Origin of the sequence: Saccharomonospora piscinae (assembly GCF_005862235.1) — a bacterium.
Lineage (GTDB): Bacteria > Actinomycetota > Actinomycetes > Mycobacteriales > Pseudonocardiaceae > Saccharomonospora > Saccharomonospora piscinae.
The window spans coordinates 478,765-499,553 of the sequence record NZ_VCEK01000001.1 but is presented as its reverse complement, the minus strand read 5'-3'; the positions used below and the strand labels follow the sequence as shown (position 1 = coordinate 499,553).

General features: G+C 71.7%; 24 protein-coding genes. 11 read left to right on the top strand and 13 right to left on the bottom strand.

Translation table 11 applies throughout. From position 1 onward, the window contains the following. The first annotated feature begins 6 nt into the window (after positions 1-6). The 6 genes from FFT09_RS02370 to FFT09_RS02345 are packed head-to-tail and all read left to right on the top strand — an operon-like array spanning position 7 to position 4,096. A complete protein-coding gene (locus tag FFT09_RS02370; protein WP_081190009.1) occupies positions 7-354 on the top strand; it encodes a YbaB/EbfC family nucleoid-associated protein in 348 nt (115 codons plus the stop codon). Next, positions 351-710, top strand: coding sequence for a type VII secretion target (locus FFT09_RS02365; RefSeq protein ID WP_138381685.1), 360 nt, complete (start codon positions 351-353; stop codon positions 708-710). Before FFT09_RS02370 ends, FFT09_RS02365 begins: the two co-directional genes overlap by 4 nt. Beyond that, positions 707-1,678, top strand: a complete 972-nt coding sequence (locus tag FFT09_RS02360) for a hypothetical protein (RefSeq protein WP_244231179.1) — start codon at positions 707-709, stop codon at positions 1,676-1,678. The genes FFT09_RS02365 and FFT09_RS02360 overlap by 4 nt, the downstream gene beginning before the upstream one ends. After that, entirely contained in the window at positions 1,675-2,343 is a 669-nt protein-coding gene (locus FFT09_RS02355; protein WP_138381684.1) for an SAV_915 family protein, read from the top strand. The genes FFT09_RS02360 and FFT09_RS02355 overlap by 4 nt, the downstream gene beginning before the upstream one ends. Further along, positions 2,343-2,708: a hypothetical protein gene (locus FFT09_RS02350; protein WP_081190013.1), complete on the top strand. Its 366-nt coding sequence runs from the start codon at positions 2,343-2,345 to the stop codon at positions 2,706-2,708. Before FFT09_RS02355 ends, FFT09_RS02350 begins: the two co-directional genes overlap by 1 nt. A 35-nt stretch (positions 2,709-2,743) precedes the next feature. Continuing rightward, positions 2,744-4,096, top strand: coding sequence for a hypothetical protein (locus FFT09_RS02345; protein WP_138381683.1), 1,353 nt, complete (start codon positions 2,744-2,746; stop codon positions 4,094-4,096). Positions 4,097-4,108: 12 nt separating this feature from the next. On the opposite strand, the gene FFT09_RS02340 is transcribed toward FFT09_RS02345, so the two are convergent. After that, a complete protein-coding gene (locus FFT09_RS02340; protein ID WP_138381682.1) occupies positions 4,109-5,254 on the bottom strand; it encodes an FAD-dependent monooxygenase in 1,146 nt (381 codons plus the stop codon). 71 nt (positions 5,255-5,325) lie between these two features. Between FFT09_RS02340 and FFT09_RS02335 the strand changes: the two genes are divergently transcribed. Beyond that, the gene (locus FFT09_RS02335; RefSeq protein WP_138381681.1) at positions 5,326-5,898 is read left to right on the top strand and encodes a TetR/AcrR family transcriptional regulator; all 573 of its coding nucleotides are present in this window, start codon (positions 5,326-5,328) and stop codon (positions 5,896-5,898) included. Positions 5,899-5,912: 14 nt separating this feature from the next. Here the strand turns inward: FFT09_RS02335 and FFT09_RS02330 are convergent, their stop codons facing one another. The 6 genes from FFT09_RS02330 to FFT09_RS02305 form a co-directional block, all read right to left on the bottom strand. Further along, positions 5,913-6,596, bottom strand: coding sequence for a response regulator (locus tag FFT09_RS02330; protein ID WP_138381680.1), 684 nt, complete (start codon positions 6,594-6,596; stop codon positions 5,913-5,915). Then, positions 6,557-7,687, bottom strand: coding sequence for a hypothetical protein (locus FFT09_RS02325; RefSeq protein WP_138381679.1), 1,131 nt, complete (start codon positions 7,685-7,687; stop codon positions 6,557-6,559). The genes FFT09_RS02330 and FFT09_RS02325 overlap by 40 nt, the downstream gene beginning before the upstream one ends. After that, complete coding sequence (locus FFT09_RS02320) at positions 7,680-8,804, bottom strand: sensor histidine kinase (RefSeq protein ID WP_138381678.1); 1,125 nt, start codon at positions 8,802-8,804, stop codon at positions 7,680-7,682. The genes FFT09_RS02325 and FFT09_RS02320 overlap by 8 nt, the downstream gene beginning before the upstream one ends. Before the next feature lie 102 nt (positions 8,805-8,906). Beyond that, positions 8,907-9,410: a hypothetical protein gene (locus FFT09_RS02315; protein ID WP_138381677.1), complete on the bottom strand. Its 504-nt coding sequence runs from the start codon at positions 9,408-9,410 to the stop codon at positions 8,907-8,909. 29 nt (positions 9,411-9,439) lie between these two features. After that, positions 9,440-10,711, bottom strand: a complete 1,272-nt coding sequence (locus tag FFT09_RS02310; protein ID WP_138381676.1) for a hypothetical protein — start codon at positions 10,709-10,711, stop codon at positions 9,440-9,442. Between the two features lie 24 nt (positions 10,712-10,735). Further along, entirely contained in the window at positions 10,736-11,326 is a 591-nt protein-coding gene (locus tag FFT09_RS02305; protein WP_138381675.1) for a hypothetical protein, read from the bottom strand. Between the two features lie 397 nt (positions 11,327-11,723). Between FFT09_RS02305 and FFT09_RS02300 the strand changes: the two genes are divergently transcribed. Continuing rightward, positions 11,724-12,536, top strand: a complete 813-nt coding sequence (locus FFT09_RS02300; protein ID WP_138381674.1) for an MBL fold metallo-hydrolase — start codon at positions 11,724-11,726, stop codon at positions 12,534-12,536. Here the strand turns inward: FFT09_RS02300 and FFT09_RS02295 are convergent. The 3 genes from FFT09_RS02295 to FFT09_RS02285 all read right to left on the bottom strand — a co-directional run bounded on the left by FFT09_RS02295 (position 12,526) and on the right by FFT09_RS02285 (position 15,437). Then, positions 12,526-13,278 carry a hypothetical protein gene (locus FFT09_RS02295; protein WP_138381673.1) on the bottom strand — a complete coding sequence of 251 codons (753 nt, stop codon included), beginning with the start codon at positions 13,276-13,278 and terminating at the stop codon, positions 12,526-12,528. The two genes, FFT09_RS02300 and FFT09_RS02295, sit on opposite strands and share 11 nt — an antisense overlap. A 148-nt stretch (positions 13,279-13,426) precedes the next feature. Continuing rightward, the gene (locus FFT09_RS02290; protein ID WP_024874061.1) at positions 13,427-14,233 is read right to left on the bottom strand and encodes an SDR family NAD(P)-dependent oxidoreductase; all 807 of its coding nucleotides are present in this window, start codon (positions 14,231-14,233) and stop codon (positions 13,427-13,429) included. 115 nt (positions 14,234-14,348) lie between these two features. Continuing rightward, complete coding sequence (locus FFT09_RS02285; protein ID WP_138381672.1) at positions 14,349-15,437, bottom strand: hypothetical protein; 1,089 nt, start codon at positions 15,435-15,437, stop codon at positions 14,349-14,351. Positions 15,438-15,572: 135 nt separating this feature from the next. Here FFT09_RS02285 and FFT09_RS02280 point away from each other — a divergent pair, with 135 nt between their 5' ends. The 3 genes from FFT09_RS02280 (at position 15,573) to FFT09_RS02270 (ending at position 18,307) form a co-directional block, all read left to right on the top strand. Further along, positions 15,573-16,046, top strand: a complete 474-nt coding sequence (locus tag FFT09_RS02280) for an Lrp/AsnC family transcriptional regulator (protein ID WP_208544339.1) — start codon at positions 15,573-15,575, stop codon at positions 16,044-16,046. A gap of 119 nt (positions 16,047-16,165) precedes the next feature. Further along, positions 16,166-17,677, top strand: a complete 1,512-nt coding sequence (locus FFT09_RS02275; RefSeq protein WP_081190027.1) for an amino acid permease — start codon at positions 16,166-16,168, stop codon at positions 17,675-17,677. A 99-nt stretch (positions 17,678-17,776) separates the two neighbouring features. Further along, the gene (locus tag FFT09_RS02270; RefSeq protein WP_138381671.1) at positions 17,777-18,307 is read left to right on the top strand and encodes a YceI family protein; all 531 of its coding nucleotides are present in this window, start codon (positions 17,777-17,779) and stop codon (positions 18,305-18,307) included. A 7-nt stretch (positions 18,308-18,314) separates the two neighbouring features. Here FFT09_RS02270 and FFT09_RS22820 read toward each other — a convergent pair whose 3' ends face one another. The 3 genes from FFT09_RS22820 to FFT09_RS02255 form a co-directional block, all read right to left on the bottom strand. Continuing rightward, a complete protein-coding gene (locus FFT09_RS22820) occupies positions 18,315-18,842 on the bottom strand; it encodes a hypothetical protein (RefSeq protein WP_167305318.1) in 528 nt (175 codons plus the stop codon). 273 nt (positions 18,843-19,115) lie between these two features. Then, positions 19,116-19,610 carry a MarR family winged helix-turn-helix transcriptional regulator gene (locus FFT09_RS02260; RefSeq protein ID WP_208544338.1) on the bottom strand — a complete coding sequence of 165 codons (495 nt, stop codon included), beginning with the start codon at positions 19,608-19,610 and terminating at the stop codon, positions 19,116-19,118. A gap of 168 nt (positions 19,611-19,778) precedes the next feature. Then, positions 19,779-20,675, bottom strand: a complete 897-nt coding sequence (locus tag FFT09_RS02255; protein ID WP_081190030.1) for a LysR family transcriptional regulator — start codon at positions 20,673-20,675, stop codon at positions 19,779-19,781. Positions 20,676-20,789 lie beyond the last annotated feature (114 nt).

Below are 20,789 nucleotides of genomic sequence, written 5' to 3'. Positions count from 1 at the left end.
TCACTCATGGACGCAGCACAGTGGCTGGCCGGCTATCGCGACCGGCTGGAACACGCGGCGGACGGCGCGCGCCGCGCCAGTGAGAGCCTGCGCGATACCGGCGCGAGCGCGCGCTCGCCCCGGGGCGAGGTCACCGTGTCGGTCAACGCCGCGGGCGCGCTCACCGGACTGACACTCACACCCGCGGCCCGCAAACTCGAATGCGACGCACTGGCCGCGCTCATCCTCGCCACGACCGGACAGGCGCAGCGCCTCGCCACCCAGCGGATGACCGAGGTGATGGCCGACTACCTCGGCGACGGCGCCGCACTGGCCCAGCTCACCCAGCACGCTCCCACGGAGGTCCCACGATGACTCCACCGAATCCTGCGGTGCCACCCAGCGCACCCGCGTCCTACACGGTCGACGTCGAACAGTTGCGCTCCCACGCGGGCAGGCTGGCCGCGCACGCCGACGAGTTGTCCACGCTCGGCGCGGCGTTGCCCGGCGAGCTGGCGGGGCGGTCACTGGGCTCGTTCGCCCAGTTCGTCGCCACGGGGCTGGGCGCGGCGATGGCCGACACGGCGGGCGCGTTCGCTCACGCGGCCAGCACCGTCGACAAGGTCGGCGGGGCGATGCGACGCGCGGCCGAGGAGTACCAGAACTCGGACGAGACCCACGCCGCCGGACTGGCGGCGCTCGGACCGGATCACCCGGAGGGAACCCGATGAACCCGACGACCGCACCGGCCCCGGCGGCCGAGCCCGGGGCGCCCGGCGACGCCCAGCCGTCGGCTGTGGAGATCAGCACGGCGCTCGCGGAGCTGCGGATCGCGAAGGACGCGATCGGCGGCAGGCAGTGGGTATCGGCCGAGATCGCGGGCGAGCCCGCCGTGTCGCTCGGCGGGCTCGGGGCGACGTCGAGCCCGCTGTCCGCGCTGTCCTCGGCGGGATGTGACTTCCTCACTCCGATGATCTCGTTTCTGGAGGAGCCGCTCGGGCAGTTGCGCGGCGAACCGGACTCGGTGTCGGGCCCCGCGACCGAGCACGACGGCGCCGCACGGGGCGCGGCGGCACTCGCCGAGGACTACGGCTCGACGGTGGAAGGCCAGACCAGCGAGTGGTCCGGCGGGGCCAAGGCGAACTACCTGGACACCGCACTCCAGCTCAGCGACGGGGTGCTCTCGGTCGCGGAGAGCGCGGCGACCAACGCGGAGGCGATGATCGCCGCGGGCGAGGTGGTCGCGCAGGTGCTCGACATCGCCACCCGGCTGATCACCGAAGCGGTCGCGACGATCGTGCCGATCATGACGCAGGCGATCGCCGCCGCGCCCGCGACCTTCGGGGCCAGCCTCGCCGAGGCCATCCCGCGCTGTGTGGGAATCGCCGCCGACTACGCGGGCCGGATCGCGGCCAAGCTCGGCGAGCTGCTCGCCAGCGGCGAGAACCTGCTGACGCTCGTCAAGGGCGCCGGTGCGGCGATCGCCGTGGTGCGGCAGGGGCTCAGCGTCATCAGCGACCTGGCCGACAGCGGTGGTGGCGCGAGCGCGCCGTCGGGTGAGCCCGCCGCGCCGGACACCCCCGAGCCGCCCGAAGCGGCGGACGACGAGTCGAGCGAGCCCGAGGCCGAATCCGAATCCGAACCGGAACCACCCGGCAACCCGCTGGACGGCGAGTGGATCCCGAGGGAACGGACATGACCGGCCGGTCCCGCACCGCCGCGCCCGGTGCGCTGCGCCCGTTCGACCGGCGGGCGCTGCGACCACTCGACGAGCTGGAACTCGCCGGTGGCACCGAGCTGTTCGTGCTGACGCTGCCGGGCGGCGATGTCGAGGTGTATGAGACGCCACGCCACGACCTCGTGGTGTGGGCGTACACGGCGTTCGTGCCCGTGGCGGTGTGCCGGGGGCCCGGCCAGCCCTTCGTGCGGGTGAGCGTCGACGAACTCCGGGAGGCGTGCCTGCGGCTCGACCCCCGCCCGTACGTCGCGGTGGACGTCGTCCCACCCGGCGGTGTGCACTACCCCGAGCCGGACCGCCACGAGCGCGAGCCGCTGCCGTTGATCGACCCGGCGATTCCCGACACCTCGATGCTGTGGCTGCCGGTGCGCCCCGGCTCGGTCGGCACGACCAGGCCCGCCGTCGAGATGGCCGAGGGGGAGCGCGGCGAGCCGGTCCTGCTCGCCTACACCTCGCTGGCCAGGCTGCGGGCCGAGCTGGGACAACGAAGGGCGGCGGTGTCGGTCCGCGCGGACCGGCTCGACCACATCGTCAGCCAGACCGGCGCCGGCACCGTGGCGGTCGACGCCGCCGTGCCGGGGCAACGCCGGGACACCGACTTCCCCCGACACCGAACGGAGAACTGATGGGTTTCCGCGCCGATCCGGAGGCATTGCGGCAGGCCGCGGCAGGGATGGAGTCCGCAGCCGGGTCGATCGACACGGGACTGGCCGTGGACGTCACGGCGCCCGACGCGGGAGCGTCGTCGGCCTACGTCGGGTCCACCATTCTGGGCCTGCTGTCGGTCGGGGTGGCGCTGGCCGAGACCTTCGACGCGATCAGCGACCGGGTCCATGTGGCCGCAGGCGGCTACGCCGACATCGAGAACACCAGCGAGGGCGAGCTGCGCTACGTCGCGCAGTACCACCTCGAACACGTCCAGCAGGGCGGCGATCCGCTGAAGGACGCCCCCGACCGCACGACCGAGACCGCACCCGACCCCGAAGCCTGAACAGGGCTTCCGCGCCGCAGGAAGGCGACGACAGCATGACCACTGCGCTGAACACCCTCGTCCACGGCGGACCCGCGTCGTGCGTGGCCGCCGCCGAGGCACTGGACGCCTACGCGGGCTGGGTGCAGAAAGCCGGGGACCAGAGCCGGTACGCGCGCGGCACCGCCGAGTCGGGCTGGGAGGGTCCGGCCCACCAGGCGTTCGACGCGGAGGCCCACCAGCCCACCCGGACGGCCGACGACCTGGCCTTCACCTGCCAGGAGGCGATGCGCGCGCTCACGGAGTTCGCCGCCGCGCTGACGGGCGTGCAGGACACGATGGCGGACACCCTCGCCACCGCGACCGCGGGTGGCCTCACCGTGCAGGAGCCGTTCATCCTGCCGCCGCAGCCGCCGGGGCCGAAGCCCGGCATCGCTCCGGTGGGATCGGCGCACGCCACGGACCGGATCAACGACTACCAGGCGGCCCTGCGGGCGTGGCAGGACGAGGCGAAGGAGTACAACCGGCTCGCGACGTTGTTCAACCAGTGCGCCGACACGGTGGGGGACGCGCGCCAGCGGGAGTACGACGCACACGAGACGCTGCGCGCCGAGCTTGCCCCGGCCGACGGCAGCAAGGTCGACGACTACGTCATCGGCACACCCCTGGGGATGACCGTCGCGGGAATCGTCGCCGTGCCGCAGTCCATCCACAGCGACCGACTCGACGCGTTCCGGAACCTGGGGGCCGCGGTGCTCCGGGAGTCCACGCTGCTGAACAGCCTGTCGACCGGCCAGATCGCCTCACTCAGCGAGGCGGAGAAGGCCCAGCTCATCCGGCAGGCCGAGGAGGCGGGCGACGACGTGTCGAAGTACCGGAAGCTGATCAGCGACTACGACCGGTACACCGCGGGACTGCCCCACGAGGTGCGGGCCGCACTGGCCGCGCACCCGCAGTCGGCGGGACTGTCGGACATCGCGGCCAAGGCCGGGATCTCGGAGGGCGCGCTCACCAAGGCCCTCAAGGCGACTCCGTTCGTGGGCAGTGGCCTCACCGCCGGGATCGAGGCGTGGAACGCCTCGCAGGGTGGGCAGAGCTGGACCGAGGCGGGGGTGCGAACCGTGGGCGGTATCGCGGGCACCACGGCGGGCACGTTGCTGGGCAGCACGCTCGGCAGTGCGGCCTCGGGCGCGCTGTTCGGCTCGGGCGCCGGCCCGGCCGGATCGGTGATCGGCGGGGTGGCCGGGGCGCTGGTGGGCGGGCTGAAGGGCGCGGAGGTCGCGCAGTCGGTGCTGCCCGACGAGCCCGACGTGCCCGCGCAGCCGAGGGCGACCATTGTGGACACCTCGCTTCCCAGCGGTCCCGCCCCCACGGGTGCGGTCCCGACCCCGCCTCCGCTGCCCCGGTGAGCGGGCCCGCGGTCAGCGCGGCGTGATGGGCGGCGGGCTCCAGCGGACCGGCCGCGCGGCGAGCCGCGTCGTCACGGACGCGGGCACTCCGCGCAGGATCGCGTTGCGCACGGCGATCAGCCGCGGGTTTCGGGGCCGGTTGTGGAGCGCGCCCATCCTGGCCGAGTCCGCCACGATCGCGCGGGTACGCGGTCTGCGCTCCCGGTCGTAACGGGCGAGCGCGTCGGCGGTGTCGGTGCCGCCCGCCAGCGAGGCCGCCAGCACGACGGCGTCCTCGATGGCCTGGCAGCCGCCCTGGCCGAGAAACGGTGTCATGGCGTGGGCGGCGTCGCCGAGCAGCGCCACGCGGCCCGTGACGTAGTGGGGGAGACGGCGCCGGAGGACGCGCAGCTCGTGGTGCAGGATCGCGTCGGCGGGCGTGTCGTCGACCAGCGCGCGCAGTGGCTGCGGCCAGTCCCGCAGGTGCTGGCGCAGAAACGTTTTGACGTCGCCGGGTGCCTGGCCTGTCGGCGCGGCCAGTGAGGCGTACCAGTAGAGGTCGCCGTCCACCAGCGGCACGGTGCCGAACTCCGTGCCCGGCCCTAGCGTGGTGCCGAGTGTGATGCCGGGACGGGGCCGGGTGACCGCGCGGAAGGCCGAGTACCCGGCGGAGACGGTCGCCGCGTGCTCCGGCCACAGTGACGCGCGCACCGTGCTGTTGATCCCGTCGGCACCGACGACGAGGTCCGCGCGCTCACCGGTCCCGTCGCGGTAGGTGATCTCACCGTCCCTGCTCACCGCGGCCACTTCCGCACCGGTGCGTAGCGACCCGGCGGGCAGCGCGTCGCGCAACAGCGCGATCAGCGTCGCGCGGTGCAGTGCGACGAGCGGCTTCCCGAGCAATTGTTCGAGGGAGGCGCCGCCGAACTCCATCAGGACCCGACCGCGCCGGTCGCGGATCGCCGCCGGGGGCTGGGTGGTGAGCAGCGGCCGGAGCGCGGGGCCGAGTCCGAGCTCGTCGAGCGCGCGCACGGCATTGGGCCACAACGTGATCCCGGCGCCCACCGCGGTGAGCTCCGGCGCCTGTTCCACCACGGTGGCCTGCCACCCCGCCTTGCGCAGCCCGATCGCCGCGCTGAGTCCGCCGATACCGCCGCCGATGACGATCGCTGTGCGCACGTTGCCACTCCTCTACGTCTGTAGAGCGCACAGTACTCTACGTCCGTAGAGCCCGTGTCTACACTGGCGGGATGCCGACGTCAGCACGAGTGGCCCGCCTCGGTGACGCCGCGATCGAGGTGGTCGCACGCGACGGGCTGCGCGGGCTCACTCACCGCGCCGTCGACAGCGAAGCCGGTCTCCCGGCGGGCTCGACCTCCTACTACGCCCGGACGCGCGGCGCGCTGGTCGAGCTGGCGTTCGGGCGCATCGTCGAACTCGACGTCGAGCACACCGAACTCGATGTCGACCACAGTGCCCCTGACGTCGACGAACTCGCCCTGGCTCTCGCCGCCCTGCTGCACCACAGCATCACGGCGGGGCGCTCGCGGACACTGGCCCGGTACGAGCTGGCGTTGGAGGCCGACCGGCGGCCCGGCCTGCGCGCCGTGTACGACCGGGGCGGTGCCCGGCTGCGGGACCGCGCGGCCGAGGTGGTCGTCTCGCTCGGCTCGGACACCCCCCGGCGGCACGCGGCGATGCTCGTCGCCTGGTTCGACGGGATGCTGTTCGACGCCGTCGCCGGTGCGGGGCCGGTACTCACCCGGGCCGAGTTGGTGGAGTGCGCCCGCGACATGCTGCGGGCCTGCGGTGGCCGCGCATAGGCTCGGGCGGGTGGTCAGCCGGCGTTCGTCTCGTTGAGTTCGGCCAGCGTGATGAGCCCGTCGTCAAGGGCGCGGCTGACCAGTTCGCTCTTCGTACTCGCGGTCCGGCCCACCCCGGCGTACTTCGCCCGGACCCGGGAGATGTAGGTGTCGACGGTCTTCTCGGTGAGATGCAGTTTCGCCGCGACCAGCCGTTTCGAGGCCGAGGCGAACCAGGCGCGCAGCACCTCGATCTCCCGGGGAGACAGCCGCGGCCGGTCGGGTGTGTCGTCGGACATCAGGGCGCCGGACAGGGACGGTGCGGTGTAGGAGGAGCCGCCGGCGGCGGCGCGGATGGCGGGCACCAGATGCTCCTGTCCCTCGCGCTTGGTCAGGTAGGCGAGCGCGCCGAGATCGACGCACTTGATGGCCGTGGCGTTGTCGGAGTGCTGGGAGTAGACGACCACCCTGCGCCCGCTGTCGACCAGTCGCCGCAGCTCCCCGAACTCCGGCTTGCCCGGCACCAGTTCCAGGTCGAAGATGACCACGTCGGCCGCCGCTCCCGGACCGGTCCAGACCCCCGCGAGGCTGGCCTCAGCGTCCACGAGGACGATCGGCGGGACCGCGCTCTCGCACCAGTACCGGACACCGGCGGCGATGGCCGCGTGGTCGTCGACGATCACTGCCGTGACAGCGTCTGCCGCCGGATCGGCTGCCATCTGACCTCCATCCAGGTCGTGTCCTCGTCGGTGAACGACTCCACCCGCACACCGGGCGTCGCCGGGTCCGCGACGTCGAGCGTGCCGCAGTCCGCGACGACGCTGACCGACACCAGCTCCGCGTCTCCTGTGACCGTGACGCGGGCGGTGCTCGACGCGGTGGCGAGCGCGGTGAGCGCGGGTTCGGTGAGGTCCCGTCGCACGGCGAGCGGCGGTGTGGGCCACTTCCCCCGGCTGTCGAGTTCCACGAGCACCCCTTTGCGATCGGCGATGTCGGCGCAGTGGCGGATCTCGTGCAGCAGCGGGTCGGGCACCGCGTCGACCTCGGCGAACAGACGCCGCATCCGGGCCGCCTCGATGGCACAGCGCCGTTGCACCGCCGCGTCCTCCGGGGACAGGTCCCCTCGGGCCAGCCCCTCCAGCAGCGGCGTCGTCGTCGCGGACAGCTCGGCGAGCCGCTGCCGCCTGCGGCGGTGCGTCTCCACGGCCACGGCCTCCTCGGTGCGCACCCGGTCGGCCTCCTGCCGCGCCGAGGCGGACGAGGTGGCGATCCGGTGCAGTGCCGTGGTCACCACCGCCGCGCACAGCGGGTAGCCGAGGACGCTGACCGAGCCGGTGGCCAGCCGCAGTACCGCGGCCCGGCTCACCTCGTCGGAGACCACCAGGTTCACCACGGCCGTCACCTCGTGTGCGGCGAGGAACGCCAGCAACGTCCGGAGCGGGCGGTCGAGCAGGACGACCAGGCCGACCCAGTTCGCGACCCCGAAGACCCAGTCCACGGCGGTGGACGTCTTGCCATCGGGGAGGGTGGCGTAGGACAGCGCGGACGCGGCGAGCACCAGGGCGATCGCGGGCACGCGCAGGCGGGCCCAGGTACGCCCGCCGACGACCAGGACCGCCTCGACGGCCAGCACGGCGGCCAGCGCCGCGAAGGAGATCCACTGTGCGGTGGACGGTTCGTAGGTGTCGATCCTGCGGACCAGGTTGGGCAGCGACAGCCCCGCGAGCACCACGACGGCGACGAGCAGCACCGCGATCCGCAGCCCGCGCCACAGAGCCGCGTGGATCTCCGCCCCACCGGTGTCAGTCATGCCGCGCGCTCCAGGCCAGCTCGACGACGGTGCCCTCGCCCGGGGCCGAGGTCACGGTGGCGCAGCCGCCGATGCGGCTCAGGCGGCCATGGACGGACTCGCGCAGCCCGCGCCGGGTGACCGCGACGTCGGCGGTGTCGAAACCGGCGCCCTTGTCCACGATGTCGAGCCGCAACCCGGTGGTGTCCCCGGTCAGGCGGACGGTGGCCTCGTCCGTTCCGGCGTGGCGGCGCACGTTGGCCAGCGCCTCACCGGCCGCGTCGGCGATCGCGCGGGCGACCCCGGACGGCACCCGCAGCGACGGTGGCGCGTCGAAGTCGACACGCAGTCGCGTGGTGGCCAGGCCGGTGCGCACCAGATCGACGAGGTCCGTGTGCCCGGTGGCGTGGCCGGGATCGGAGCGCAGCCGGTCGAGGTCACGCCGAGCCTGGCCGGGAAGCCACTCGGCCGAGCCGGACACCTGGCCGGTGCCCACCATCAGCAGGGTGGTGGCCGCCGTGTCGTGCAGCGCGGTGGCCAGGTCGCGTTCCTCGGCACGCACGGCCGTCGCGACGAGGGCCTCCCGGCGTGCCAGCGCGGCCTCGTCCGCGGCGCGGTCGGCGCGCCGGGCGGCGCGCCGCACGAGTGTCCAGCTGGCCCGGGACAGCAGCGCGGCCATCGCCGCCCAGGCCACCGAACGCAGCAGCGGTGCCTCTCCACCGGCCAGCGCGACCACCGCGACCAGCCCGCCGCAGCTGACCAGCGCCGCGAGGCCACCCGTCAGCGGCGGGGTGTGCCACTGCCAGGCCACGCACGCGAAGGTGATCAGCAGCCGCAGCCAGCCGACGTTGACGTCCTCGACCGCGTCGGTGACGAGGACGCTGGACGACACGGCGAGCAGGACGAGCACGTCGGCGACCACCGGCGCCGGGCTTTCCGACCTCGCCGACCACCAGCAGTACGCCGCGGTCCACAGCACCACGACAGCGACGACCAGCACCGTGGCGGGCAGGTGGGCGGGGCCCGCCCGCAGCAGCGCGATGGTGCCGAGCGGCAGGAGGATCGCCAGGCGCAGGGCAGCAGCGTACCGGCGGCCGAACCGCCCCAGCCGCCGCACCGACTCCCCGGTCCGTTCCACCTCGCCCGCCCACTCCGTGTCTCACCACGCGTGGGGAGGAGGCTACCGGGAGTCAGTCCCCGGCAGGGTCGGAATGATCGAAGAGGCGGGTTAGGGGCTCTCTTAGCGCCCCCTGGCGAGGGGGTCGTCGAAGAACGACTCCTCGTCGTCCTCGCGGGGGCCACGCGCCACCGGCCTGCCCGGCGTGGGTGGTTCGGGTTCGTCGTCGGCGGGCTCGGTCCGGATCACCCCGATCTCGGCCAGCGCAGCCTCACTCGCGGGCGGGACCTTCGACAGCGAGTCGAACGCCGCCGCGACACGGTGGTCCAGCCGCCCGGTGGCCAGCCCGTCGGTGACCTCCCGCCAGCTCAGCAGGCCCCGGTTGATCAGTTCGATCACCCGCTCCCACTCCGGGGTCCTGGCGTGGCCGAGTACGAAGAGCCGGATCCGCTCGATCTCCTCGTCCGTGGGTGGTGCGGACTTCGCCGCGAGGCGGCTTTCGGCGTCCTGCATCTGCTGGCGGGCCTCGCGGGCCCGCCGGAACGCCTGGTCGACGCGCGCGTCGAGTTCCCACGCCGCGCGGCTCGTCTCGAGGGAGGAAACCCCACCCTGGGACAGGTACTGCATGGCACGACCTCCTGACGGTGTCGGATGGCTCAGCTGGCCTTTTCCTCGGCCTCGTTGGCGAGATCGTCGAGTTCCGCGAGCGCGTCGTCGGCCTTGTCCGACTCCTCCTCGATGGACTCCTTCTGCTCACCCAGCGCGTCGGCGTGTTCGGTGATGGTGCCCGCGGTGGACGCCGCGTCGGAGAGACTGCCGATCTCCGGGATCGTCTCGACGGTCGCGACGAGTTCCTGGAGGGTGGCGAAGTACTCCTCCATGGTCGAGACGATGGTTTCGATGGACTCGAACAGCGCGAAGACCGCCTTGGCGGTGTCGATGATGTCCACGATGTCGTCGTAGAGGTCGTCGATGTCGACGCCGAACACCTTGCCGACCCACTTGCTCGCGCTCTCGATGGCCGTCCACGCCCAGCCGATCACGGGCACCGCCTTCGTGGCGATGCGTCGGGCGGTCTTGATGATCACGTTGATCGCGTCGATGGCGATCTCGGCAATCCGCTGGGAGACCTCGGAGATCTTCTCGAAGCCCTGGGCCACGAACTCGCCGAGCTGCTCACCCGCCCAGACCGCTCCCTTCTGCCAGAACACGTCGACGAACTGCTCGAAGGCGCTCGCGGCCTCGCCCTCCCAGTGCTCGGCGGCCAGCGTCGCGGCGTTGCTTCCCAGGTTCGCGGCCAGCAGTCCGAAGTTCGTCCCGACGTTGCGCCATGCGTCGCCGTTGGCCGCGATACTGTTGTAGTTTCCCGCCAGCGGTGAGATCAGCGAGTCGGTGAAGCCCTTACCGCCGTCCACATCGAACTCGGTCCAGATCCAGTCCAGGACGCTGAGGACCCCACCCGTGTCCAGGTCGTCGGAGTAGCTCGTGTCGTCCCTGCCGATGTCGGTGATGTCGAGCTCGGTGTAGTGGAACTTCGAGGTGCCCAGCTCGGTGTGCCGGTCGTAGTTGTCGCCGTACCCGTAGCCGGTGCCGGTCCCGATGTCCTCGTCGGTGTCGCCGCTGAGGCCGTTGCGTTCGATGAGCGAGCGGTTGTCCTCCTCGACGTGCCCGTACTCCCCGGCCACGTCGATCAGCGCGTCGCCGAGTTCGCAGAGTTTGCGCTGCATCAGGCTGAACGCGGTTCCCACCAGCACGGACGCCTCGCCGTTGACGATCTCACCGAGTGGTTCGAGCAGTCCGTTGAACCCGTGGTCGCTCATGCCCTCGTCCCGGGCGAGTTGCTCGATTTTCGGGAGGACGTGCGCGGCCTCGGTGCTCAGGTACAGCCCGAAGTCGGCGATCTGGTCCTCGTGGACGGTCAGTGACATCCCTACCCCCAGTATTGGTTCGTGCTAGCCGAGCGTGGTGTCCAGGTTCCGCAGGAACTCCTCGGCCAGCGCTGTCAGCTGTTCCCGCTCCGCGCGCCCGGTGACCGAGACCGTGAGCAGCAGGCGCTCGTCCCGTTCGGTGAAGGCCACTCCGAGCGTCCACGCGCTGACCGCGGCGCCCAGCGTCGCGTCGCGGCCGAACGCCGCCGCCGTGCCGAGACCGGGCACCGGCTCGTGGTCGCCCTCAGCACCGTCCTGGCGCGTGTGGTCGACGAAGACGCGCTCCACGGCCTCCTGCTCGGACTCCGTGCGGCGGACGGTGCTCAGGTCGGTGGAGACGGTCGGGAACCCGTCGCCGTCGTAGGTACACGTGAAGGACAGCGACACCGGAGCGCGGCCCCGGCGGATTCCCTCCCGCTCCCTGTCCGCCGGCCCGAACGTCTCGTCGAGGACCTCGTCGCCGAGCAGCCCGCAGACCTCCGTGGCGGCCAGGCGTTGCAGCGCCGACGAGTCCGGCACGGTGCGTTCCGGTTCGGGGTCCGGCTCCGTACCGGGCGAGGCGCAGGCCCCGAGCAGCAGCACCGTGGCGCACGCACCGACGATCGACCTGGACATGACTCCCCCTCGTGAGAACGGCTGTCCGTGAAACTAGGGCCGAAGCGGCGCCGGGGATGTCGGGTGAACACCTGACATCGGGCTTGCGCGGCGGTGCCTAGGCTGTCGGTGGTCGCGGTGAGGTCCTGGTCTTCACCGAGCCGCGCCGGTGTTCGCCGGTGGGAGGGGACGGCGAACACACTGTCCGATCCCGCCGCCCGTGTGGGGGAACCAGTGGTGCGGGCGGCGGGACCGGCCGGGTGCGCAGACCAGTGCGGCCGCCGCGGCGTCCGGTTCGGACACCGTCGGTACCCGCGGTGCGCTTCGGGGGAGGCGTCCCGCGGGGATACCGGCGACCGGGCGTGTCGTACTAGATTGGGCGCAGCCCGCCCTGCTACCCGGAAACCGAGGTACCGACGTGTCCGATCACCTTCCCCTGTGCGTGACGTGCGGAACGCAGTACGCCCGGCCACGCGCGGACTGCCCGGTGTGCGAGGACGAGCGCCAGTACGTTCCCCGCGAGGGACAGCGCTGGACGGACCTCGCGACGTTGCGGGCCGGTGAGTACACGGGCCGGGTGGAGCAGCAGGGCCCCGGCCTGGTGGGCATCGGTTCGCGCCCGTCGTTCGGCATCGGTCAGCGGGCGCTGCTGGTCCGGGCCGAAACCGGCAACGTGCTGTGGGACTGTGCCGGCTATCTCGACGACGACCTGGTCGCGTCGGTGCGTGACCTCGGCGGCATCACCGCCATCGCGATCAGTCACCCGCACTACTACACGACGATGGTGGAGTGGAGTCACGCCTTCGACGTGCCGGTGATCCTCCACGAGAACGACCGGCAGTGGGTGGCCCGGCCCGATCCGGCGATCAAGTTCTGGAACGGGCGCACCCATCAACTCGCCGACGGGCTGACCCTGCTGAACCTCGGCGTTCACTTCGCGGGCGGGACGGTACTGCACTGGCGCGACGGCGAACAGGGCGCGGGCGCGCTGTTGAGCGGTGACATCGTGCAGGTGATTCCGGACCGCACCCACGTCGGGTTCATGTACAGCTATCCGAACCTGATCCCGGAGCGGCCGGACGTGGTGCGTGAGGCCGCGCGCCTGCTGGAGCCGTACTCGTTCGAAGCTGTCTACGGGGCGTGGTGGGACGCGGTGGTCCCCTCCGGCGGCGGCGAGGTCGTCCAGCGTTCGGCCCGCCGCTACCTGGACATGGTGGGCGCTACCCGGTGACGTTCGCGACGCGGCGGTAGATGACGGGCTGGGCGGCGACACCGTTGGCCCTGAAGTTGGCGAGCACGAAGCTACGGAAACCGGGGCGCAGCAGCAGGCTCGGCAGGAACGTGCGCCACGTCGGCCAGCTGGCGTAGTTGACGATTCCGTGTTCCCCGCCCTCGCCGTCGAGTGGTTGCAGCAGGGTCGAGTTCGGCAGTGAGGTCTTCCGCTGGAACCAGCCCGCCGTGTACTCCCAGACGCCGAGGAGCACGTCCGGGTCGTCGGCGTAGAAGTAGTTGAACAGGAACGCGTGATCGGCGTCGGCGTCCACCTCGGCGATGCGCGCGCCGTTGCGCGCGGCGAACTCGTGGACCCGGTGCGCCGAACCGGTCAGCGTGGTGACGAGTTCCCGCATGGCCGGGTGCTGCCGGAGCCCGACGGCGGCGTCGGGTGTACCGGCGCGTACGAGGACCACCACGTCGTACCGAGCGTGCCGCAGGCCACGCCGGTCGAGGATCTCTCGTCCCTCGCCGGGCGGCCGGAACGCGGCACGGAACACGGTCACCTGCTCGACGGCGGGGTCCGCGGCCAGCCGGTGGGCCACGGCCGCGATCCGGGCCGCGATCCGCCGGGTGCGGCGGCGCCGGGTCGGGAGCAGGCCGAGCCATCCCCCGACCTCGCCCGCGAGCAGCAGGTAGCCGTTTCCGTTCGGGGAGACCAGCTTTGCCGGGACGGCGAGCCTGTCGTTGACGATCTCCATGGCGAACACTCCTTCGGAGCCGAACCAGTGACGCAACAAGCGTTGGTCAACGCCTGTTGGTATCGACGGTAGGCAGCTGCCCAAGGAGTGTCAACGTGTGTTGGCATACATGCCGTGCTGATCAACTGTGCCGAAGCGCGATGAGCCGCTATCCCACGACCGGATCCCGTGCCGAGCCGGGAGCCGAGAACACCCGGTGTACGCGGGCGAGCAGACGGTCCGGCAGGAGCCGTCCCGCCAGGACGAACAGCCAGTTGTAGGCCGGGCCGGTGACGACGTGGGCCCGGCCCGCCACGACGGCGGCGTAGGTCTGCCGGGCCACCCGCACCGGGTCGTCCTTGAACGACAGCGCGCCGAGCTTGGTGTTGCGCAGCCCGGCGCGGGCGAAGAACTCGGTGTCGGTCAGGCCCGGCAGCACCGTGGTCACGGTGACGCCCGTGCCGCGCAACTCCACGGCGATCGCGGCGGCGAACGACGACACGAACGCCTTGGACGCGTTGTAGGTGGCCTGGTACGGCCCGGGCAGGCCCGCCACCGTCGACGACACCACCACGAGCCGCCCGCTGCCGCGTTCCACCATCGAGGGAAGCAGCCGCTTGGCCAGATGGACGGTGCCCGCCACGTTGAGGTCCACGACCCGGAGCTGGTCGTGCAGCGACGTCTGCCCGGCGAACGGGCCGCCCGCGCCGACCCCCGCGTTGAGGATCAGCACGTCCACCGGGCGCTCCAGCGCGTCGAGGCGTTCCGCCAGCTCCATGGTGCCCGCGTAGGTCGCGAGGTCGGCGCGCATGCCCCGCACCCGGGTGCCTCGTGCGCCGACCTCCTCGACCGTGGTGTCGAGCAGGTCGTCGTCGGCGGTGAGGACGAGGTCGAAGCCGTGCCGGGCGAACTCGTGGGCGAGCTGCCTGCCGATCCCCGTGGAGGCTCCCGTGATCACAACCAGTGGTGTACCCATGAGCGCTCCCCGCCTCTCGTTTGCTCGCCGACCTACGGATACCCCCGATCTCGCGGGTTGTACGCGGATTCGACGCCATCAGGTGCGGACACGGCTACGGGAGGTGCGGACACGGCTACGCAGGCTGCGGCTGCGGTCTGCGGAGTACCTCGTCGAGGAGTGCGGCCCTGGCGTCGAGTGCGTCGACCCGCAGTGGATCGGCGAGCTCGGCGGCGATGCCGGCGACCGCCGTACGGGCTGCCGCGGTGAAGTGGACGGTGCCGTCGGCGTCGATGCGCTCGACGCCGTCACCGCGCCCGCTCCGCTGGTTGAACGCGAGGGCGTCGGCCACCGGGACGTGGGCGGGGAGATCGAGGCTGACGGTGCGATCCGCGATGCGGACGGGATAGCCACCGGGCAGCCCGTGCGGAGCGGCCGTGGAGCACCGCAGTGGCCGTGCTCCGGGCAGCAGTGCCCCGAGTGCGGCTAACGCCGCCGCGGCGGTGGCGTGGTTGTACCGCACGCCCGGTTCGAGCGCGGGAGCCCGGTACCCGAGGTCGTCGTCGCGCCAGCCTGACTCGTCCCGGTAGATCCGGGCGCGCTCGTCGCGGCGCGCGGGTGGGCGGGCGCGCATCACGTCGAACACCTGCGCGTGGTGGGCGATCACCCTGATCAACGGCGGGGCCGGGGCTTCCGGATGCTCGGCACGCCAGGCGGCGCGGGCGCGAAGCTGGATCATTCCGGCGTTGCCCAGTCCGAGGGTGGGCGCGAGCCCCAGCGCGGCCAGCACCGGCCCCGTCAGGTCGGGAAACGACAGGTTGGCGACCGGGTTCGAGTACCCGGTTCGCTCCACGGCCCGCATCACGGCCAGTGGTACCGCGAGCTGGTAGGGCAGGCGCAGGGCGAGCCCGGCCGAGCCGACGGCCTCGGCAGCCGCGTCGCGCCGGTCGATCAGCTCCCACGGGCCGCGCCGCGAGGCGCACAGCACGACGAGGTCGGGCGCGCGGGATGCCAACAGGGACGCGACGTCGTCCGTGCGGGCGGCGTCGAGCACCAGCGGCTCCACGAGACAGTCGTGTCCACTCGCGACGGTCACCGCCGCGTCGGTCACGGTGGCCTCGGACCGGCCGGTCAGCAGCAGGCGCCGGACTGCCGCGTGTCCCGCCAGCCCGGCCGCGAGCCGCTCGCCCATGTCCCCCGCGCCGATCACCAGTACCGTGCTCATCGCCCCACCTCGTTCCCGTTCGGTGCCGCTGTCCTCCACGGCACGACTTCATCCGACTCGTCAAGCGCGTTCACGGTAGGACGCGGGGCGGTGATCGCGATTGAAAAATGTGTCGCTCTCACGCAACATATTTGCGTGACTTCCAGCTGGGACGACCTCGACCGCCGGCTGCTGCGGCTGCTGCAGGAGGATGCCGGGCGCACGTTGCGCGATCTCGGTGACGAGGTCGGCCTCTCGCCGAGCGCGGTCCAGCGCAGGCTCCGCGGCTACCGCGCCGCGGGCGTACTCACCCGCCAGGTCGCCCTGCTCGATCCGAACGCGCTCGGCTCCACCACCCTCGCCGTGGTCCTGGTGACCCTCGACCGGGAATCGGCGGAGCACCACGCGGCCTTTCGCGCCCGCATGCAGGCCGAGCCCCGCGTGCAGCAGTGCTACGAACTGGCCGGGCAGTGGGACTACGTCGTCGTGCTGGTCACCGCGAGCCTGCACGACTGTCGCGCCCTGTCGGACCGGCTGTTCATGTCCGACGAGAACGTGCGCCGCTACGAGACCCTGCCCGTGCTCGACGCGGTCAAGACCGGACTCACCGTTCCCGTGCCCGAACCGTGACGGCACCGGCAAGGCGACCCGTCCTCCTGCGCGAGTGGCAGGGCGACTGCCGGTGGGTCACGATGAGACCGGCGCGGTGTGCGGGCCGTTCGCCGACCCAGGCGTGACAGGGAGGGACCGTGCCGGGTAGCGGCATCTGGCGGACCAAGACCGTCGAACAGTCCATCGCGGACACCGACGAGCCGGGAACCCGGCTGCGGCGCAACCTCGGTGCGTGGGACCTGATCGTCTTCGGCGTCGCCGTCATGATCGGTGCCGGGATCTTCACGCTGACCGCGCGCACGGCGGGCGACATCTCCGGGCCCTCGGTGGCGCTCGCCTTCGTCTTCGCCGGGACCGCGTGCGCGCTCGCGGCGCTGTGCTACGCCGAACTCGCCTCCACCGTGCCCGTCGCGGGCAGCGCCTACACCTTCTCCTACGCCACCTTCGGCGAGTTCCTCGCCTGGATCATCGGCTGGGACCTGATACTGGAGTTCTCCGTGGCCGCCGCCGCGGTGGCCAAGGGCTGGTCGATCTATCTGGAGGACGTGCTGGCGATGCTCGGCGGTGAGGGCATCGCCACCACCGTGAGCGTCGGCGGTGTCGGCCTCGACTGGGGGTCGCTGCTGCTGGTCACCGTCCTGGCGACGGTGCTGACGCTCGGCACGAAGCTGTCGTCGCGGTTCAGTTTCGTCATCACGGCGCTCAAAGTGGCGATCATCCTGTTCGTCATCGTCCTCGGGCTCGCCTACCTCAGCCCGGACAACTACACGCCGTTCATCCCGCCCGCGGCCGAGGGCGACGAGGTGGGAGCCGGTGTCGAGCAGTCACTGTTCTCCTTGCTGGCCGGGGGCTCCGGCAGCGTCTACGGCGGGTTCGGCCTGCTCGCGGGCGCGTCACTCGTGTTCTTCGCGTTTCTGGGCTTCGACGTCGTGGCCACCACAGCCGAGGAGACCCGGAACCCGCAACGCGACGTGCCGCGCGGCATCCTCGGTTCACTGGCGATCGTCACGCTGCTCTACGTGGCGACCTCCCTGGTGGTCGTCGGCATGGTTCCCTACACGGAACTGGCGACCGAGGCCGAACCGGCGGGCCGCAAGACTCTCGCCACGGCGTTCTCGCTCAACGGGGTCGACTGGGCCGCCAACATCATCTCGCTCGGTGCGCTGGCCGGTCTGACCACCGTTGTGCTGGTCCTGCTGCTCGGCCAGCAACGAGTGCTGTTCGCGATGTCCCGCGACGGGCTGCTCCCACGGGCACTGGCCCGCACCGGCGGCCGGGGCACCCCGGTGCGCGTCAACATCCTCGTCGGCATCGTCGTCGCCGTGGCCGCCACCTTCTTCGACGCGGGCAGGCTCGAGGAGATGGTGAACGTCGGGACGCTGTTCGCGTTCGTGCTGGTGTCGGCGGGAGTGCTCGTGCTGCGGCGCAAACGCCCCGACTTGCGCCGGGGGTTCCGGGTGCCGCTGGTCCCGCTGGTGCCCGTTCTCGCGATCGTCGCCTGCGTGTGGCTGATGCTGAACCTGACCGTGCTCACCTGGCTGCGCTTCCTCGCCTGGATGGCGCTGGGAGTGCTGCTGTACCTCGCCTACGGTCGGCGGCACTCGCTGCTCGGCAGGCGGGAGCGGCTGGAGGAGTCCGGCCAGGACTGAGCGGTGTGCCCGCCCGAATGAAACCGTTCGTGAGCGCGTCCAGCGGGTCCGCGCACGCGCTACAGTGGGCGCTTCGCCGCCGACCGGGAGGACCGCCGCGTGACCACCACCGAGACCATCGACGTACCGGCCGCGGGCACCTACCGCATGGACGCGGAGAAATCCACGCTCGATTTCACCACCACGCACCTGTTCGGCCTCGCACCGGTGCGCGGCACTTTCGCTCTCCGCGAGGGTGTGGTGCGGGTCGGCGAGCCCGCCGAGTCCTCCACCGTGTCCGCGATGATCGCCGCGGACAGCTTCACCACCAGCAGTTCGGCGCGCGACAAGGTCGTGGCGTCCAAGCAGTACCTCGATGCCGCACGGCATCCCGACATCGCCTACGCGGCCGACGGTGTGGAACGTGACGAGTCCGGCTGGGTGCTGCGGGGAGCGTTGACGGTGCGGGGCCGCACCGAGTCGCTGCCCGTGCGGGTCGACGCGGTGCGGGCGCGGGACGAGCGGCTGGAACTGCGTGGCAGTGCCGAGGTGGATCGCTACGCGTGGGGCGTGACCGCCATGAAGGGCATGACCGGGCGGCGGCTGCGCTTCACGCTGTCGCTGGTCGCGGTCCGGGAGCCGCAGCAGTAGCGGCTGATCACGCGGTCAGGGACAGCGCCGGGTCCGCCGTGCGGATTCGTGGGCGGTTTCGCGCAACCACCCGCCGCGTGGTCGCGACGACCGCGGGCCAGGGCGGCAGTGCCGGGTGGGCGCCCGGTGTCTCCACCCAGCAGCACCCATCCTGGCAGTGCAGATCCTGGGGGAGCGGGACACAGTGTCCCCGCGCGGCGGGGATCACCCGCAGTTCGGCCAGCCCTGGCGGGAGGGCCGTGGTCGCGGTGGGCTGCGTGAAGAAGGTCCAGGTGTCGTTTTCGGGGCCGGTGACCACCGGTCCGGCCAGCATGGTGATGCGCAGTTCCGCCTGCACCGCGCGGGCCAGTGGCGGCGGCATGGTGATCGAGTCGAGGGTCTCGCCCACCGGCACGATCACGCTGCGGCTGCCGATATGGATCTCGATCGGCCAGCCGAGCAGTTCGATGTAGCGGGAACGTGCGTGGGCCAGCTCGCGCAGCCACGGCGGAGCGGCTTTCGGGGTGACAGGGGCGTTCGGGTTCGTCGTGGACATCGCAGTTCTCTGCTCGATGGATTGTGTGGGATCGGGTCGGAGCCTCGGCACCCTGCTGGGCGGGGAGAAATGGTCGACGGTTGCGCGGCGCGGTTTCCGTCGGCTACAGGCGTCGCGGCGGGGTGTCGCGTATTCTTGGCTTGTCGTTACTGCCCTGTAATTCCACAGTTCACCAAGACGAAGAACGAAGCAAGCCGAATCCGGCAGTTTTTGTAACGAACAATGCAGTTGGCCGAGAATGTCGGCAGCGAACTATCTCGGCTGCCGAGAATGTCAGCCGATTTCCGGTGAACCGGACGGGCGGGTGCGGCTTCCGTCGCTGAGTGTGGCGACGATGCTGTCGGCGTCGTGGGCGCGGGCTCGCAGACCGGCGCTGATGCGGCCGAGTACGGCACTGAACTCGGCGATGTGCTCGGGGCTGGCTTCGCGTACCGCCGACATGACGTCGGCGTCGAACATGGCGAACATCGTCGAGACGACGCCGTGGCCGCGCGCGGTGAGGGACACGAGCACGCTCCGGCGGTCGGTGTCATGCGCCCTGCGCTCGACCATTCCCGCCGCCTCCAGCCGGTCGAGCAGTGCGGTCACGCTGGCCGAGGTGATGCCGAGGCGCTTGACCAGCGCCGACGGCGGCAGCGGGCCCTGGTGCAGGATCTCGCCGAGCGTGGTCGCCTCGTTGGTCCCCATGCCAGCGGCGGTGGCCATCGCCTTGCGGTACTCGTCGGTGGCGACCACGAACTCCCGCAGCCGCAGCGCAATTCGTTCCACGCCGGTCCCTGAACTGTCTCGGTAGCCGTACAACTAGACAACCTAACGTTACGCCGCCTTCCGGCCGCCCGGCCGGGGTCGAACGTCCCGTTCCGGGCCGGCCGCAGTGGCGTCGGCGGCGTCGGCGGGGTCGGTGGGGTCGGCGGGGTCGGCGGGGTCGACGGGATCTCAGCCGTGGTCGGAGTCGGCGACCGAGCGCATGACGTCGACGATCTCGCGCAGGTGCGACGGTGCGGGATCGCGCCACGCCGCCCAGGTGCGGATGTCGAGGTCGTCGCCGGCCGCGTCGCGGTCGGTCACCGGTACCCAGACCCAGTTCGGCAGGTGCCGCCGTGCCGACGTCCGCGTCACGAGCACACCGTCCACCTTGGACGCCAGTGCGATCAGCCAGCTGTGTTCCGAGAAGCGCCGGAACAGCCACTCCGTTTCGGCCCCCGCCGCTTCCGTCAGCTGCTGGACGCGGCTGACCTCGACGTCCACCTCGCCCGCCGCGTGCGCCATGACCCGGAGGCCGTCGAGCTGGGCGAAGCTGATGGTGGCCGCGGTCGCCAGCGCCGATTCCGGTGGCACGGCCACACCCATGCGCTGGGTGAGCAGGAACCGGCAGGTCAACTCGGGTGCGGCTGTGTGGAGCAGTCCCAGATCGATCATGCCGTGTTGCAGCAGTTGCCGCTGCTCTTCGGTCGTCGCCTCGTGCAGCGACACCCGCACGCGGGGGAGTTGCTGGTCGAGTGCCCGCAGCAGCGCGACGCCCCAGTCCTGCGGTAGTCCCTGAGGGACCCCGATGCGGGCGAGCCGCAGTTCGTTGCCCGCGGTTCTCACCACCTCCGGAATCCGCTCGACCTGGGCGAACACGCTGTCGAGGTGGCTGAGCAGGCCGACTCCGGCCGGGGTGGGCTCGACGCCCTGCGGGGTGCGGATGAGCAGGGCGTGCCCGAGTTCCCGTTCGAGCGCCATGATCTGCCTGCTCAGCGAGGGCTGGGTCATGTGGAGGATGGCCGCCGCCTTACTGAACGACCGGGCCTCGGCGACCTTGCTGAAGTAGCTGAGCTGACGCAGTTCCACGTCCCCAGGGTATGCCCTGTGTGCATGGGGCCTGCGCATGCTCGGTATTGGACGTATGACACGGGAGCGGTCAAGCTCACACCAACCGGGCGATGAACCGCCGGTTTCATTTGA